Source organism: Pseudomonas sp. 91RF, assembly GCF_003576265.1.
GTDB classification, from domain to species: Bacteria; Pseudomonadota; Gammaproteobacteria; order Pseudomonadales; family Pseudomonadaceae; genus Aquipseudomonas; species Aquipseudomonas kribbensis.
This window is the reverse complement of the sequence record NZ_QWFC01000032.1, coordinates 201,812-218,396: the sequence shown is the minus strand read 5'-3', so window position 1 is coordinate 218,396 and position 16,585 is coordinate 201,812. Positions and strand designations below refer to the sequence as shown.

14 protein-coding genes are annotated in these 16,585 nt (G+C 61.6%); 6 read left to right on the top strand and 8 right to left on the bottom strand.

The genetic code is table 11. The features are described 5' to 3' along the window. Positions 1–38: 38 nt before the first annotated feature. On the bottom strand, positions 39–1,325 hold the full coding sequence (locus DXT77_RS18015; RefSeq protein WP_085733304.1) for an OprD family porin: 1,287 nt from the start codon (positions 1,323–1,325) through the stop codon (positions 39–41). A 297-nt stretch (positions 1,326–1,622) separates the two neighbouring features. Then, the gene (locus DXT77_RS18010; protein WP_119428636.1) at positions 1,623–2,291 is read right to left on the bottom strand and encodes a DsbA family protein; all 669 of its coding nucleotides are present in this window, start codon (positions 2,289–2,291) and stop codon (positions 1,623–1,625) included. Between the two features lie 244 nt (positions 2,292–2,535). Here DXT77_RS18010 and DXT77_RS18005 point away from each other — a divergent pair, with 244 nt between their 5' ends. Then, positions 2,536–4,623 (top strand): TonB-dependent siderophore receptor, encoded by a 2,088-nt coding sequence (locus DXT77_RS18005; RefSeq protein WP_119428635.1) that lies wholly within the window; start codon positions 2,536–2,538, stop codon positions 4,621–4,623. Positions 4,624–4,687: 64 nt separating this feature from the next. Here the strand turns inward: DXT77_RS18005 and DXT77_RS18000 are convergent, their stop codons facing one another. The 3 genes from DXT77_RS18000 to DXT77_RS17990 form a co-directional block, all read right to left on the bottom strand. Beyond that, a complete protein-coding gene (locus DXT77_RS18000) occupies positions 4,688–4,900 on the bottom strand; it encodes a hypothetical protein (protein ID WP_065257771.1) in 213 nt (70 codons plus the stop codon). 245 nt (positions 4,901–5,145) lie between these two features. After that, a complete protein-coding gene (gene aguA / locus DXT77_RS17995; protein WP_119428634.1) occupies positions 5,146–6,252 on the bottom strand; it encodes an agmatine deiminase in 1,107 nt (368 codons plus the stop codon). 179 nt (positions 6,253–6,431) lie between these two features. Then, entirely contained in the window at positions 6,432–9,344 is a 2,913-nt protein-coding gene (locus DXT77_RS17990; RefSeq protein WP_119428633.1) for an aminotransferase, read from the bottom strand. 180 nt (positions 9,345–9,524) lie between these two features. Between DXT77_RS17990 and rfbC the strand changes: the two genes are divergently transcribed. The 4 genes from rfbC to DXT77_RS17970 are packed head-to-tail and all read left to right on the top strand — an operon-like array spanning position 9,525 to position 13,765. Further along, positions 9,525–10,070, top strand: coding sequence for a dTDP-4-dehydrorhamnose 3,5-epimerase (gene rfbC / locus DXT77_RS17985; protein WP_119428632.1), 546 nt, complete (start codon positions 9,525–9,527; stop codon positions 10,068–10,070). A 52-nt stretch (positions 10,071–10,122) separates the two neighbouring features. Next, the gene (locus DXT77_RS17980) at positions 10,123–11,931 is read left to right on the top strand and encodes an ATP-binding protein (protein ID WP_119428675.1); all 1,809 of its coding nucleotides are present in this window, start codon (positions 10,123–10,125) and stop codon (positions 11,929–11,931) included. Beyond that, entirely contained in the window at positions 11,928–13,313 is a 1,386-nt protein-coding gene (locus DXT77_RS17975; protein ID WP_119428631.1) for a sigma-54 dependent transcriptional regulator, read from the top strand. The genes DXT77_RS17980 and DXT77_RS17975 overlap by 4 nt, the downstream gene beginning before the upstream one ends. Then, positions 13,310–13,765, top strand: coding sequence for a YiiD C-terminal domain-containing protein (locus DXT77_RS17970; RefSeq protein WP_119428630.1), 456 nt, complete (start codon positions 13,310–13,312; stop codon positions 13,763–13,765). Before DXT77_RS17975 ends, DXT77_RS17970 begins: the two co-directional genes overlap by 4 nt. Before the next feature lie 31 nt (positions 13,766–13,796). Here the strand turns inward: DXT77_RS17970 and cysQ are convergent, their stop codons facing one another. Further along, positions 13,797–14,630, bottom strand: coding sequence for a 3'(2'),5'-bisphosphate nucleotidase CysQ (gene cysQ, locus DXT77_RS17965; RefSeq protein ID WP_119428629.1), 834 nt, complete (start codon positions 14,628–14,630; stop codon positions 13,797–13,799). Between the two features lie 5 nt (positions 14,631–14,635). Further along, the gene (gene nudE / locus DXT77_RS17960; RefSeq protein WP_119428628.1) at positions 14,636–15,202 is read right to left on the bottom strand and encodes an ADP compounds hydrolase NudE; all 567 of its coding nucleotides are present in this window, start codon (positions 15,200–15,202) and stop codon (positions 14,636–14,638) included. 88 nt (positions 15,203–15,290) lie between these two features. On the opposite strand from nudE, the gene yrfG reads away from it, so the two are divergent. Next, positions 15,291–15,953, top strand: a complete 663-nt coding sequence (yrfG, locus tag DXT77_RS17955) for a GMP/IMP nucleotidase (RefSeq protein ID WP_119428627.1) — start codon at positions 15,291–15,293, stop codon at positions 15,951–15,953. A gap of 93 nt (positions 15,954–16,046) precedes the next feature. On the opposite strand, the gene lysM is transcribed toward yrfG, so the two are convergent. After that, positions 16,047–16,487 (bottom strand): peptidoglycan-binding protein LysM, encoded by a 441-nt coding sequence (gene lysM, locus DXT77_RS17950; protein WP_065257779.1) that lies wholly within the window; start codon positions 16,485–16,487, stop codon positions 16,047–16,049. Between the last annotated feature and the right edge of the window lie 98 nt (positions 16,488–16,585).

Here is a 16,585-nt window from a genome sequence, read left to right as displayed (position 1 = left end):
CGGGGTTTTTTATCGCTTTTCGCGGGTTCAACCGATCATCAGAAGATGTTGATCGGGTAATCCACGAACACACGCAGCTCGTTGCCGCTGACGTTGTATTCGCTGGATTTCTGCGAAACACGCAGGATCGAGCTACGTACTTTCACGCTCAGGTCTTTGGCCGGGCCACTTTGCACGACGTACTTGAACTGGTTGAAGATTTCGCGCTCGGTGCCGCCTTCGCTGGTGGACGTGGTGATGTTGTCACCACGCACGTACGCGAAGTTGTAGCTCAGACCCGGTACGCCGAATGCGCCGAAGTCCAGGCCGTAACCCAGTTGCCAGCTGCGCTCGTCTTCAGCGTTGAAGTCCGACCAGTAGGAGTTGGCCAGGTAGATGGTGTTGCCACCGTCACCCACGCGACCCTGACCTTTCTGGTAGCCGCCGTAGGCGTAACCCAGGTTGCTGTCGCCGGTGGAACGCTGGTGCGCCACGGTGAACGAGTGCGGGCCGGTGGCGAAGGTTGCTGCCAGGCTCCAGATCTTGTTGTCGTCGCCGGTCACACCGTTCTCGCGGACATAGGAGTTGTCCAGCTTGGTGCGGTAACCGTTGAAGTCCAGGGTCAGGGACTGATCCTTGTCGATCGGGAACACGTAGTTGGCGTTCACGTATTGCTTCTTCAGCACGTCTTCGACGTCGGAAGCGTACAGCGCAGCCTTGAACTGTTCGGTGAACTGGTAGCTACCGCCCAACACGTTGATCGACTTCAGACCACCGCTGTCACGGCCTTCAGCGCTCTTGCGCGACTCGGCGGTGAAACGACCGGCATCCAGTTGCAGACCTTTGATCTCTTTGGAAGTGATCAAGGTACCGGTGTAGCTTTCCGGCAGCAGACGCGAGTTGTCGTAGTTCAGCACCGGCAGGGCCGGCATCTGGTCACCGTAAGTCAGGGTGGTGTTGGACAGGCGGAATTTCACCGCTGCGCCGCCCTTGGACAGATCGTTTGCCGGTTTGCCGCTGTCGCCCTTCTTGAAGAAGTCGATGCCGCCGGCACCGCTGCGATCTTCGCTGCGCTCCAGGTTCAGGGCGTACAGGCCGAAGGCGTCAACGCCGACACCGACAGTACCCTGGGTGAAACCGGACGAGAACGTACCGATGGCCGCCTGGCCCCACTCGGATTTGTCCTTGTTGCCGTCTTTGTAGTCACGATTGATGTAGGCATTGCGCAGCAGCACTTTCAGGCTGCTGTCTTCAACAAAACCCTTGGACTCGGCCTGGTCGTTAGCCATGGCCTGAGTGGCGCTCAACATCCCCAATGCGATCAGACTGATCCGCTTGTTCAACATTTTGTTTTCCTTATTACGGGTTGAAACGCGCTGTGTCGAACGGCTGAAACGGCGCTTGATGCACTCTTTTATTCACCCCGAAACAAAAAGGCCCGCCAAGACAATGTCATGGCGGGCCTGCTCCTGATTTTGAGTCATGGCGGTTAGCCACAGGCGTTGGGCCGAATCGTAGCCGCGCCCTGAACAATGTGTCAATTTCAAGAATCGTCTTTAAATAGGCAAAAATCGTCTAATAAAAGTAAATTTTTCGAAAGCTGCGTGCGGGGAAATGCCTGTAATCAGGGATTTGATGTCCGGTCATGCACAACCGTCGAGGCCACAGACCGGCACGGCTTGCGCGTCGGGAACCGACGGAATCGACTCGCTCAACCATTGTGCAAACGCCTGCGGTTTGCCGAGCCACGGGCCGATATCGATCAGGGTGAACTGGCCGTCCTGTTCCAGCGCAAAGGTCGGAAAGCCCTGGCCGCCGAGTTTCGCCAACAATGCGCGGCTGTTCTTGATGTGTTGATCGGTGTCGGTTGCTTGCAGGGTTTTGAGGAAAACTTCCGTCTCGTAGCCAAGCTCGACCGCGCATTCCACAAGCACGGCCTCATCGGCAATTCGCCGGCCTTCTACATAGTGTGCGGTTTGCAGACGACCCAGCAGTTCCAGGCCACGCCCATCGATGCTTTGCGCTGCCATGACTGCGGCAATCGGCGGAGCGGAATCAAATACCGCCGTGTGATCACGCAACAGGCCTTCGAAATAGGCTTCACCGAACGGTTGTCCGGTGTACTCGGCAATGCGCCGGTCGTGGGGCATCACGTAATTGCGCAGTTGCGGTGAAACGCTCTGGCGGTTGGCACCGGTCATCATGCCGCCCGCGTGGGCGATCACCGGCAGCACTTGTTGTGCGGCCTGTACCAGCGGTTTGGCGCCGTAGCACCAGCCGCACAGAGGGTCGTAAATGTAGTGAAGGATCATCTGAAAACTCCGGGAAATCGATGGCAGCCACGTTAGTCCCTCGGCGGTTGCGGAAAAACGCCGGAATGGCTTTCAGTCTGTTTCGGCAATCGGTCGAATGCAGTCGTTATCCACGCAGATACAAACCAGAAACAAATTGACACAATCAAACCACGGAACTTTTCCGGAATAATTAACGGAAGCAAATGCAAAGCATTACCATTCGCGCGCTCGAATTCTTCCAACCTTTCGGATGCGCTTTTCAATGCCTGCCCCGTTCCGTCTCACGCCCGTCACGCTTGGGCTTTCTGCCTTTTTGTCCTCCGGTTTCGCCTACTCCGCGACCGAGCTTCCCGCCACGTCGATCAGCGCCGAAGCGCAGGCTGACGACCCACGCGTAAAAGTCAGCAACACCGCGACCCGTACCTCCACCCCGGTGCGCTATGTGCCTCAGGCGATCGACTCGATCAAGACCGCCAACGTCGCGGATTACGGCATCAATGACATCGAAGACGCCCTGAGCGGGATTCCCAACGTCAGCGGTGGAGGCGACACGCGCTTCGACAGCCTGCGCATCCGTGGTTTCGATGCCAGCAACGACTTCTATCTGGACGGCATCCGCGACGACAGCCAGTACAAGCGCGACTTGCACAACATCGAACGCGTCGAAGTGCTCAAGGGCCCCGCCGCCGTGCTGTACGGCCGTGGCAGCCAGGGCGGGATCGTCAATCGCGTCAGCAAGGCACCCGAGGCCGGTCGCCGCTCGACCATCGAGGCCCAGGGCGGCAGCGATGATCTGCGCAGCCTGTACGCCGACCTCAGCGCCGACCCGAGCGAGAACATCAGCCTGCGCCTGAACATGGGCAACATGGACGAGAACAGCTTCCGCGACGGCGTCAGCGGCAACCGTAAATTGTTCGCGCCGTCGATGAGCTGGCAGCTCACGCCTGACCTCAACTGGCTGGTGCAATACGAATACAGCCGCTACAACCGCACGCCGGATCGCGGCATTCCCGGGGTTAACGGGCGTCCGGCCGACGTTGGCCGGGACACGACCTACGGCAACGATCACGACTTCATCGACGACAAGACGCAATCCCTGCGCTCGCGACTCAGCTATGAACTCAACGACAACTGGCAACTGCGCCACACCCTCGGTGTGTTCAAGCTAGACAGCGATTTCGACAACACCTACCTCACCGGTTTCGACAAGAAGACCAACAAGGTCACCCGCCAGCACTGGCAACAGGACCTGACCACCCGCAACGTCTACAACAACGTCGAACTGGAAGGCGGCTTCGACACCTTCGGCCTCGAGCATCGCCTGCTGACCGGGATCGAAACCGGCAGCCAGCGTCGCGACCCGACGCTGTACAACGCGGCCACCGGCCGGGGCACTCAGCCGGTGCCGTCGCTGGACCTGTACAACCCCAACCGCGGCCTGCGCCACACCGGACGCATGCAGGTGTCGAGCAGCAGCCACACTGAAGTCGAAAGCCGCGCGATCTACGTTCAGGATCAACTGCGTCTGAACGATCAATGGCAACTGCTGGCCGGCCTGCGCTACGACACCTTCGACATCGAGTCGACCAACAAGCTGCGCAACATTTCCGAAGACCGTGACAGCCACAGCACCAGCCCGCGTTTCGGCGTGGTCTGGACGCCGTTGCAGAATCACTCGTTCTACGCTTCGTGGACCAAGACCTTCTCGCCGGTCGGTGGCGGCCTGATCGGCATCACCCCGGGCGCGGCCGGCAACACCAACGACCTGAGTCCAGAGCTGACCAAGCAAAAAGAAATCGGGGTCAAGAGCGACTGGCTCGACGATCGCCTGAGCACCACCCTGGCGATCTACGAGCTGGAGCTCTACAACCGCCGCACCACTGATCCGAACGACCCGACTCTGACCGTACTCAGCGGCCTGCAACGTTCACGCGGGATCGAACTGACCGGCACCGGCAAGATCGTCGGCAACTGGTACGTGCGCGGCGGCGTCGGCGTGCAGGACGCGACCATCGAGAAGGACAACAACGGCCTGGAAGGCAAACGTGTCAACAACGTCGCCAAGCACAACGGCAGCCTGTTCCTGACCTGGAAACCGGAGATGGGCTGGTACGGCGAAACCGGCCTGACCCTGGTCGGCCAGCGTTACGCCGACAACGCCAACACCACCGTGTTGCCGGGCTACGGTCGCTGGGACGCCCTGGTCGGCTACCGCCACAAGGACTGGGACCTGCGTGCAGCGCTGAACAACATCACCGACCGCGAGTATTACTCGTCGGCCACCAGCGCCTTCCAGATCCAGCCGGGCGCACCGCGCAGCCTGGTCATGACCGGCACCTACAGCTTCTGATTCGCGCCCATAAAAAAAGCGCTGCCATCCCGGCAGCGCTTTTTACAATCCTTGTTTGTTCTTCTTATCCTTCCATCACATCCCAAAGTGCATCCAGTTCGGCCTCGCTGAACAGGCCAGCGGGGTAACGCTCGATCATCATCCGGCGCGGATCAGGTTCCCTGATCTGACGCGTTCCATTGGACTTCAACCAGTGCGCGACAATCTGGAGCGACTCACTATTTACAGCCATGGGATGCAACGTCCGCTCGCTGATTACGTTCACTTCGGCGTTCATTTCAGCGCTCTCTCCCCGTTCGTGAGCGGCTACGTTATCCAAGGTTTATGACAGAACTGTTGAAGTTCTCCCCCCTCCCTAGTGCGTCATGAGCGATACAAGAGCTATGCCAACGTAATGAAATTGTCGACCAGCGGACATAAAGAAACCCGCAGTCCTGACGGGCTGCGGGTTTCTCTTCAAGCGTGGGCAACAAATGACTGCCCGGTCGATTTTCCAATCAACTCAAGCTGTTACATCCGCACTCACTCTTTGTGCGGCGCGGGTTGCTGTTGGGTAAGGCAGTGAATGTTGCCGCCCCCCAGTAACAGTTCGCGGCCTGGCACCATCACCACTTCGTGTTGCGGGAACAGCTTCTGCAGGATCTCCCGGGCCGGAGCGTCCATCGGGTCGTCGAAGCTTGGCGCGATGATGCCGCCATTGACGATCAGGAAGTTCACGTAGGAACCGGCCAGACGCACGCTCGGGTTGCGCTCCTGAGTGCCGTCCACCGGATCCACGCCCGCGCATTCCTCTTCGGTGGCAAACAGCGGCCCCGGGATCGGCATCTTGTGCACCGTGAACGGGCGACCCTTGGCGTCGGTGCTGCTTTCCAGCACTTTCATCGCGGCCTGGCAACGCGGGTAGTTCGGGTCCTGCGGATCGTCGGTCCACGCCAGCAGCACTTCGCCCGGACGCACGTAGCAGCAGAAGTTATCCACATGGCCGTCGGTTTCGTCGTTGAACAGGCCATCCGGCAGCCAGATGATCTTGTCCACCGACAGGTTGTCGCGCAGCACCGCTTCGATTTCTTCGCGGCCCAGGTGCGGGTTGCGATTGCGGTTGAGCAGGCATTCCTCGGTGGTGATCAGGGTGCCTTCACCGTCGACGTGAATCGAACCGCCTTCCAGCACGAAGCCTTCGGTGCGATAGCGTGGGCTGCGCTCGATCTCGAGGATCTTGCCGCCGACCTGGGAATCGCGGTTCCACGGCGAATACAGACCGCCGTCAAAACCGCCCCAGGCGTTGAAGTCCCAGTTCACACCGCGCACTTCGCCGCTGTTGTTGATCACGAAGGTCGGACCGCTGTCGCGGACCCAGGCGTCATCGCTGGACATCTCGACCACGCGGATATTCGGTACATCGAGGCGCGCGCGAGCGTTTTCGTACTGGCCGGCGGACACTGCAACGGTCACCGGTTCGAATCGCGCGATGGCCTTGGCCACGGCAGCATGAGCGGCCTGCGCCGGCTTGCCGCCCAGACGCCAGTTGTCCGGACGCTCGGGCCAGATCATCCAGGTCTGGGTTTGCGGCGCCCATTCGGCCGGCATGTAAAAGCCATCGGCGCGTGGGGTACTTTTCAAGGTGGTCATGTCGATCAGGACTCCAGGGAACGGTCGAGGTTGTTCAACGCGCCGAACAGGTTTGGACGACGGACGATGGCGACTTTATAAACGATAAATATCGACTTTAAAAGCTAAAAACAAATACCGAGTTTTGTTTTTGCCGATTAATACCGATAGAAATCGGTATTAATCGAACTGCAACAGGCTTAGAGGCCTTCTTCCAGCACCTTCGACAGCATGTCGACAAAGAAATCCACACTCTGGCGCGAGGTGACCATCGGCGGTTTGATCTTGAGGATGTTCAGGTCATCGCCGGTCGGCTGCATGAAAATCCCCAGCTCCCGCAGGCGATCGCACAGCAACGTGGTTTCTTCGGTTGCCGGCTCCAGGGTCTGCCGATTGCGGATCAGTTCGACCCCCAGATAGAACCCCGAGCCATGCACCGCGCCGACCAGCGGATGTTTATCGATCAACGCCTCCAGCCGCTGCTTGAAGTGCCCGCCGACGACCTGGGCGTTTTCCCAGAGCTTTTCTTCTTCCATGACATCGAGCACCGCCATGCCGATCTGGCAGCTCACCGGACTGCCGCCGGCGGACGAGAAGAAGTAACCCTCGGCCTCCAGCGCCTCGGCGATTTCCCGACGGGTAATCACCGCGCCCAGCGGCTGGCCGTTGCCCATGCCTTTGGCCATGGTGATGATGTCCGGCACCACCCCTTGTTCTTCGAAGCCCCAGAAAAAGTGCCCCATGCGCCCGTAGCCGACTTGCACCTCGTCGGCGATGCACACCCCGCCCCGGGCGCGCACCAACTCATAGACTTTCTTCAGGTAACCCGGCGGCAGCGAGATCCCTCCCGCATTGCCGTAGACCGGCTCGCAGATGAACCCGGCCAGTTGCCGTTTCTGCGCGTCGATTTTCGCCAGGTTGTGTTCAACGCTGCGCACATAGTCCGGTGCCGAATCGAGGCCACGGAATTCGCCGCGATAGATATTCGGCGCAGTCACCGGGTGCACCCACTCCGGACGGCTGCTCAGGGCTTGCGGGTTATCGGCAATCGACGTCGATACCGCGTCCGCACCGACCGTCCAGCCGTGATAGGCCTCCAGCACACTGAGCATGTCACGCCCGCCGCTGTAGGCCCAGGCCAGACGGATTGCCAGATCGTTGGCCTCGCTGCCGCTGTTGACCAGGAACACCCGGTCCATGCCGTCCGGCGCCAGCTTCAGCAAGCGTTCGGAAAACTCCGCGACCGCCGCATAGTTGAATCGCGAGTTGGTGTTGAGCAGCGACCACTGCCGGCTCGCGACCGCCGCCATGCGCGGATGACCATGCCCGAGCACCGCGACGTTGTTGAGCATGTCGAGGTAGGAACGGCCCTGCATGTCGATCAGGTGATTGCGCCAGCCGCGTTCGATACGCGGCGGGTCGACGTAATAGTGTTTTTGAGTGCGGGCGAAACTGGCGTCACGGCGGGCCAGCAGGGTTTTCGCGTCCAGCTCCGGCTCGGCGTCGCAGGCCAGGCCCAGCAGTGCTGCCGGCGATGGGGACAACGCCTGCCACGCCGGCGCGCGGGTCGACGTACAGAACAGCGGCACCTCCAGATGCGCATCGCGGACCAGTTGCACAATCAGCGGCCCGTCCACCGAACCGAGCACCTGTCCTTTGACCAGCGCCGCACCGCCCTGCAACGACGGCGTCACACCCCACAGACGCAGGCTCAGTTGCGGGCCGTCGAGTCGCAGCGCGCCGTCAGCCGACAGGTGCAGAACGCCGGCAAACGGCGCTTCGACCGCTGTCCCTTGAGGCACACGTAATTCGACGTGCAGCGGAAACGTCTCTGGTTCCTCGGCGCTGTCCGGCCGGGTGCGGGACAAACGGTACTGCCCGTATCGACTGGCGGCCAGACCATGTATCGCGGCGGCTTCATTCAGCAGGCGTTGATCGATGCCTGGCTGTTCCCAGTTACCGGCCTCGAAATGCGCGCTCAACACACCCAGATCGATCAGCGCGAACTCGCGCCCGACCAGCCCCGGCAACAACGGCACGAAGCCTTCACTGTCGATGGCCGGCAATGCCTGCCCGACCGCCGAGAGAATCGCCGCCTCCATCAGCGCCAGTGGTACCGACGTCGCGACCCGGAAGATTTCCCACTCATGAGTAAGGTTGTCGCGGCTGTAGGTATTGCCCGGATCGATGCTGACCTGTTGCTCGCCACTGAGCACCAGCACCGCCGCCCGCGCCACGATCAACGGCCACAGCGCCTGCAATTCTTCGTGTTGCAGCGGATTGACCGCGTGATAGGCCTGCACCGCCGGCAGGATCACAAACGGATCGCCCCCGGCGTGATGCAGCAACGCGGCACAGGTGACCGACAGATCGGTGATGCGCCAGGTACGCACCAGATCGCCGAAATCGATGACGCCCTGCAACTGCCAGTGCCGCCGGGCATCACGTTGCCAGACCACGTTGTCGTCGGTGATGTCCATGTGGATCGCCTGCACCGGCAGTTTTTCCAGCAACGGTTGCAGACGGCGCCCGGCCTGCTCCGCGGCCTCGGCGATCAGGGCGCGCTGGTGCTGATCCCCGATCACCGGCAGCAGATGTTCGATCAGTGCGCTGGCGTGGCGCGCGTCCCACTGCAAGGTGCGTTCGAGTCCCGGATGGTCGAACCCGGCCAGGGCCAGGTCCATTTCGCCGCAGAGCCGACCGAATCCGGCGACGACTTCATGGCCAAGATGATCGAGCGCGGTCAGCGGCTGACCTTCGATGTAATCGAGCAGCCGCACGTGCACCGCTTCACCGCCGATCTCCAGCGACAACAGGTCCTGGCCGTCATTGGCCGGGATGACCCGGGGAACATGGACATCGCAATGTTCCGCCAGATACTTCAGGCCGGCGTGCTGGGCCTGCAACTCCACCAGCGAATAGTCGCCCCGGCAGATCTTCAGCACGAACCGCCCACGCTCACTGTCCACGCGATAGTTGAGGTCCTGCTGACTGCCCAGCGCCTGCAACGTGCCGCCCAGCCCGTAATGCTGCGACAGTACCTGCAAGGCCTGCTCTGCAGTGACCCGTGGGCCTGGAAGACTGGCGCGGTGAATCAACGTGGCGAACGACATGGAACGACCCCTGAAATTTTATTAGGCGCCTATATCGCCACTGCTTCGGGCGATAAGCAACCCCCCGACCATCCGTCCCCCGTGCGCTGTGTGGCGGGCATATTTGCAAGTCTGCACTCGCACCCACCGGCACTTTGCGCAAGAATGTCGGCCATCCACACCCGCCACTGGAAAATTTTCATGAATGTAATCACCACCGACCTGCCCGGTGTTCTGATCATCGAACCCAAGGTATTTGGTGACGAGCGCGGCTTCTTCTACGAAAGCTTCAACGCCAAGGCTTTTCAGGACGCGACCGGCCTGGATACACAATTTGTCCAGGACAACCATTCCCGCTCGCAAAAAGGCGTCCTGCGCGGTTTGCATTACCAACTGGAAAACACCCAGGGCAAACTGGTCCGCGTCACGGCCGGTGAAGTGCTCGACGTGGCCGTCGATATCCGTCGCAGCTCGCCGCACTTCGGCAAATGGGTTGCCGTACGTCTGTCCGCCGACAATCATCGTCAGCTGTGGGTGCCGGAAGGCTTCGCCCATGGTTTCGTGGTACTGAGCGAATTCGCCGAATTCCTCTACAAGACCACGGACTACTACACCCCGTCGGCCGAGCGCAGCATTCGCTGGGACGACCCGGATCTGGGCATCGACTGGCAACTGGACGAAGCACCGAAACTGTCCGCCAAGGATCAGGCAGCGGCCTTGTTCAAGGATGCCGACGTCTTTTCCTGAAGTGCCCCAAGCCTAGGCATAATGCGCCTGTATCCACAGGCGCCCGATGCTCATGACTCCGACCCTTCCCCGCCGCCCCCGCTGGCGCAGCCTCGCCCTGCTGGCCCTGTGCCTGGCCCCGCTGCTGTGGCCGCTGGAGCATCTGGCCGAGCGCTACTACCGCAGCGAACTGATCGGGCAGAACCGCCAGACCCTAGACCTCTATGTCGCCAACCTGCTGGGCACCCTGCATCGCTACGAAGTGCTGCCACAGATCCTCGGGGATCTGCCGGCCCTGCGGGCGATCATCGGTGCGCCGGACGACGGCGTCACCCAGGGCAACGCCAACCGCCTGCTGAAGAACATTGCTTCCCAGACCGGCGCCGAAGTCATGTACCTGATGGACACCACCGGCCGGACGCTGGCGGCGTCAAACTGGGACAAGCACGACAGTTTCGTCGGGCGCAATTTCTCGTTCCGGCCTTATTTCAGTGAAGCCATGGCCGGGCGCCTGGGCCGCTTCTTCGGCCTGGGCACCACCTCTGCCAAGCGCGGCTACTTCTTCGCCGCTGCGGTGCGTAACGGCGAAAAAATCATTGGTGTGCTGGTGATCAAGGTCGACCTCGACCACACCGAAAGTCTGTGGGGCAAAACCCCTGAGCAACTGCTGGTGACCGATCACAACGGCGTGGTCATCCTTACGTCGCGCCCGGAATGGCGCTTCCGCTCGACCCGCCCATTGAGTGGCGACGAACGCTCGGCAATCACCGCGATCCAGCCGTATCCGACCCGCGAGCCGCGTCCATTGAACCTCAGCCCGAGCGCCTGGCTGATCCAGACCCGGGATATCGAAGAAACCGGCTGGAGCGTGAGCATTCTTGCGCCGCGCACGCTGATCGACCGTCCGGTGCGCACCGTGGTGGCCGTCGGCGGCGCGACGTTGCTGGTAGTGATGCTGTTGCTCGGACTGATGATGCAGCGCCGTCGCCATTACCTGGAACGGATCGCTTTCGAAGCCAAGGCGCGCCGAGAACTCGAAGGCCGGGTCGCCGAACGCACCAGCGATCTGGAAGGACTCAACCGGCGTCTGAAACAGGAAGTGCTGGAGCGCGAACAGGCCCAACAGGAACTGGTGCGTGCACAGGACGATCTGGTGCAGGCCGGCAAGCTGTCGGCGCTGGGCACCATGTCGGCGAGCATCAGCCACGAGCTCAATCAACCGCTGGCGGCAATCCGCAGTTACGCGGAAAACGCCGAAGTGCTGCTTGACCATCAGCGCACTGAAGATGCCCGCGGCAACCTCAAGTTGATCAGCGAACTGACCGGGCGCATGGCGTCGATCATCGCTCATCTGCGCGCCTTCGCCCGCCGCGATCGTCACGCCCCGGAAAGCGTGGCCCTGCAACCTGCACTGGACGATGCGTTGGCGCTGCTGGCCAAACGTCGCCGGAGCATGGATGTGGAGCTGATCCGCGACCTGCCCGCCGCAACCTTGTGGGTCGAGGCCGGGGAAACCCGCCTGCGCCAGGTCCTCGGCAATCTGCTGGCCAACGCCCTCGATGCCCTGACCGAGAAAGGCCCGCCGCGCAAATTGTGGCTGAGTGCCGAATCCACCGGCGAGGGCGTCAATCTGTACATTCGCGACAACGGCCCGGGTTTCTGCATGGAGGCTTTGGGCCGCGCCAGTGAGCCGTTTTACACCACCAAGACCCGCACTCAGGGCCTTGGTCTGGGGTTGGCCATTTGCGAAACCCTGATGCGCGCCTTCGGTGGTGAATTGTCGTTCGCCAACCACAAGCAAGGTGGCGCCTTGATCACCCTGCGGCTGCGCGCCGGCGCGCCCGGGGTCAGCCTGCAACCGTCCGAGGATCGAAGTGCATGACCATCGACAACCGCATTCAGGTGGTGCTGATCGACGACGATCCGCACCTGCGTCAGGCCCTCGGCCAGACGCTGGATCTGGCCGGCCTGAAAATCCTTCCATTGTCCGAAGCCAAAGGCCTGGCCGCCCAACTGGAGCGTGACTGGCCGGGGGTGGTGGTCAGCGACATCCGTATGCCTGGCATGGACGGTCTTGAGTTGCTCCATGAACTTCACGCTCAGGATCCCGAGCTGCCCGTGCTGCTGATCACCGGCCACGGCGACGTGCCGTTGGCCGTGCAGGCCATGCGCGCCGGTGCCTACGACTTCCTCGAAAAACCCTTCGCCAGCGACGCCCTGCTCGACAGCGTGCGCCGCGCACTGGCCCTGCGGCGTCTGGTGCTGGACAACCGCAGCCTGCGCATGGCCCTGAGTGACCGCAACGAACTGAGCGCCCGACTGGTCGGCCACTCGGCCCCGATGGCACGCCTGCGCGAGCAGATCGGCGCACTGGCCGCGACCAAGGCCGACGTCCTGATCCTCGGCGAAACCGGCGCCGGCAAGGAAGTCGTCGCCCGCGCCCTGCACGATCTGTCGAGCCGGCGTAACGGCCCGTTCGTGGCGATCAACGCCGGGGCACTGGCCGAATCGGTAGTGGAAAGCGAGTTGTTCGGTCATGAGCCCGGCGCCTTCACCGGGGCGCAGAAACGCCGGATCGGCAAGTTCGAATTCGCCAATGGCGGCACCTTGTTCCTCGATGAAATCGAAAGCATGAGCATGGATGTGCAGGTCAAACTACTGCGCATGCTGCAGGAGCGGGTCGTCGAAAGGCTGGGTGGCAATCAGTTGATCCCGCTGGACATCCGCGTCATCGCCGCGACCAAGGAAGACCTGCGCCTGGCCGCCGATCAAGGACGGTTCCGGGCGGACTTGTATTACCGCCTCAACGTCGCGCCGCTGCGCATCCCGCCACTGCGTGAACGAGGCGAAGACGCGCTGGTGCTGTTCCAGCACTATGCCGATGAAGCCAGCGCCCGCCACGGTCTGCCACCGCATGAGCTGCAACCGGCGCAACGGGCGCTGCTGCTGCGCCACGCATGGCCGGGCAATGTGCGGGAATTGCAGAACGCGGCGGAGCGTTTCGCCCTCGGCCTGGAGCTGGCGCTGGACAACACTCAGTCCGACGGCGGCAGCGCGACCATCGAAGTCACCGGCGGTGGCCTCAGTGAACAGGTGGAACATTTCGAGAAGTCCTTGATCGCCGCCGAGCTGGCCCGCTCGCACAGCTCGGTGCGCAGCCTCGCCGAAGCCCTGGGCATTCCGCGCAAGACCCTGCACGACAAACTGCGCAAGCACGGTCTGAACTTCGCCGACAGCAGCAACCATGGAGACGAATCCGAATGAAGCACGACAGCCATTATCTGGAATCCGTCCTCCATCACGACATCCCGCTGACCCGGGACATGGGTCTCAAGGTACTCGACTGGCACGAACAGCAACTGCGCCTGCACTTGCCGCTGGAAGCCAACGTCAATCACAAGAGCACCATGTTCGGCGGCAGTCTGTATTGCGGCGCGGTGCTGGCCGGCTGGGGCTGGCTGCATCTGCGTTTGAAGGAAGAAGGCATCGACGACGGACACATCGTCATTCAGGAAGGACAGATCAGTTATCCGCTGCCGGTGACCGGCGATGCCATCGCGATCTGCCCGGCGCCGAGTGCAGCCGTGTGGAAGAAATTCCTGGCGATGTATCAGCGTTACGGGCGGGCTCGATTGACCCTGCAGACACGGATCGTCAATGCGGGCAGCGATGAGGAGGCGGTGACCTTCAGCGGGCAGTACGTGCTGCACCGCTGAAGGCTGAGCGTTCCCGAGTACGGGAACGCGCTTACGAACGGGCCAGTTCCAGCAACTTCGAACGCCACGCCGCTTTCGCCGGCAGTGCCAGAAAGAACGCGTTGCGCAACGATTCCCGCGGCGGATAACAGAACGCATCGCCGTTCAAATCCAGGACCTCGCCGCCGGCACCTTCCAGCACACCCTGCGCCGCCGCCGTGTCCCACTGGGATGTCGGCGCCAGTCGCGGATAACAATCCGCCGCACCTTCGGCCAACAGACAGAACTTCAGCGAACTGCCGATGTTGGCCAGTTGCAACTCACCAAGGCTTGCACTCAAGCCGGCCAGCAAACGTTCCTGTTCCGGGCTCGAATGACGGCGGCTGGCGACCACTGTGAATGCTTCGCCAGGGCCAGGCACGTCACGCACCCGAATCGCCACCGGCGTGCCGCCCGTTTCGCCACGCCAGGCACCAAGCCCGGCACCGCCGACGTAGAAACGTCCGTTGGTGGGCATCGAAACCACCCCGAACACCACGCGGCCATTTTCGATCAGGGCGATGTTGACCGTGAACTCTTCGCTGCCGCTGATGAACTCTTTGGTGCCATCCAGCGGATCCACCAGCCACCAGCGCTGCCAGCCAGCGCGCACGCTTTGCGGGATGTTGGCGTCCTCTTCGGACAACACCGGGATGCTCGGATCCAGGGCGGTCAGACCGGCAACGATCACATGGTGCGCGGCGAGGTCCGCCGCGGTTACCGGCGAATCATCAGACTTGGCGGTGACCGCCACATTGGCGCGCCAGAACGGCAGGATCGCCTCGCCGGCTCGCAGTGCCAGCTCAACCACTGGCGCCATCATCGGATGGGGAAAACTCATCGACATCTCACTCATGACTGGAAAACGCCGCGCTGGGTCAGCAGATCGCGGGCCAGGTACAACGCCGCCAGGGCACGACCTTCGGAAAATTGCGGATTTTGCGCCAGCGCCGAAAGGTCCCGCAGATTGACCTTGTCCACCCGCATCGGCTCCGGCTCATCGCCTTCCAGTCGCTCTTCATAGAGATCGCTGGCAAGCACCACCTGGATTTTCTGGCTCATGTAACCAGGGGACAACGACAGTTCGGTCAGGTGTTCCAGCTGCCGCGCGCCAAAGCCTGCCTCTTCCTTGAGCTCACGCTCGGCCGCCGCCAGTACATCTTCGCCCGGTTCGATCAACCCTTTGGGCAGGGACAGTTCATATTCGTCGGTACCGCCGCAGTATTCCTCGACCAGTACCGCGTGCTCGGCATCGAGCATGGCCACGATCATCACCGCGCCGTAACCGGCGCCCTTGCCCACCAGCCGCTCGTAGGTGCGCTCCACGCCGTTGGAAAAGCGCAGCTTCAGCTCTTCGACACAGAACAGACGGCTGGTGGCGACGATTTCCCGGGCGAGTACGGTTGGTTTCTGGCGCATGCAAAGCTCCTTGGCGTGAACGCGCTACTATAACGCGGCTTTTCCGATTGTTTGTGTCGGATATCTTTCTACCGTTCGAGACGTTGCCATGCCTTCATTACCGTGGTCCGACATCGATACCGTTCTGCTGGACATGGACGGCACGTTGCTGGATCTGCACTTCGACAACCACTTCTGGCTGGAACACCTGCCACAGCGCTACGCCGAACTGCATGGCGTGAGCCGGGCCATGGCGGAAATGGAATTGCAGCCGTTGTTCGAGCGCCATGCCGGTCAATTGCAGTGGTATTGCCTGGATTTCTGGAGCGCGGAACTGAAGCTGTCGGTGCGTGAACTGAAACTGGAAACCGCCCACCTGATCGCGTTGCGCCCGGACGCCGACACCTTTCTCGCGGCGATCAAGCGAGCCGGCAAACGCGTAGTGATGATCACCAATGCGCACCGTGACTCGCTGTCGCTGAAACTGGAGCGGGTTGAACTGGCGCCCTACTTCGAGCGGCTTATCAGCTCTCACGATTACGGATTCCCCAAGGAGAACCCGCAGTTCTGGGATGCCTTGCAGGCCGATATCGGTTTTGACCCGGCGCGCAGCCTGTTCATCGACGACACCCTGCCGATCCTGCGCAGTGCACGGGATTTCGGGGTGGCGCATCTGTTGGCGGTGAAGGAACCGGACAGTCGCAAGGGGCCGAAGGACACGGCGGAATTTGCGGCGGTCGAGGATTATCGGGATTTGATTGCGGGCCTATAGACCGCATCGTCCCCATCGCGAGCAGGCTCGCTCCCACAATGGAAATGCATTCCTGTGTGGGAGCGAGACTGCTCGCGATTGCGGTTTCGAAGATTAGTCAGGAATACGCAGCGTCTGCCCCGGATAGATCTTGTTCACATCCTTGAGCATTGGCTTGTTGGCCTCGAAGATCTTGTTGTACTGGTTGGCATTGCCGTACACCGCCAGGGAAATCGCGCTGAGGGTGTCGCCCTTTTTTACCACCACAAAACGTGCGGCGGCCACCACCGGCCCGGTCACGGTGATCTGGTCATCGACACTGCCCACGCCTTCGATGTTGCCGACGGCCAGCAGAATCTTCTCTTTCTCTTCCTGGCTCGCCACCTCGCCGGTGACCGTCACCTTGTCGCCGTCCACGGTGGCCTGGACATTCGGGTTGCCCAACCCGACCTTGCTGATGTGTTCCTTCAACTGCTCGCTGGCATTGGCGTTGCCGGGGGTCAGCAGGTCGATCAGCTTCTCACCGGCCTCTTTAACAAAGCTCAAAAGACTCATAGCGCACACTCCTTGATTTAAGTTCCAGACGCCCAAGCCTAGACCACCCCGAACCCCGCCGGTTCCGGCCCGACCAATGACCCTGCCCCCGCGCAAGC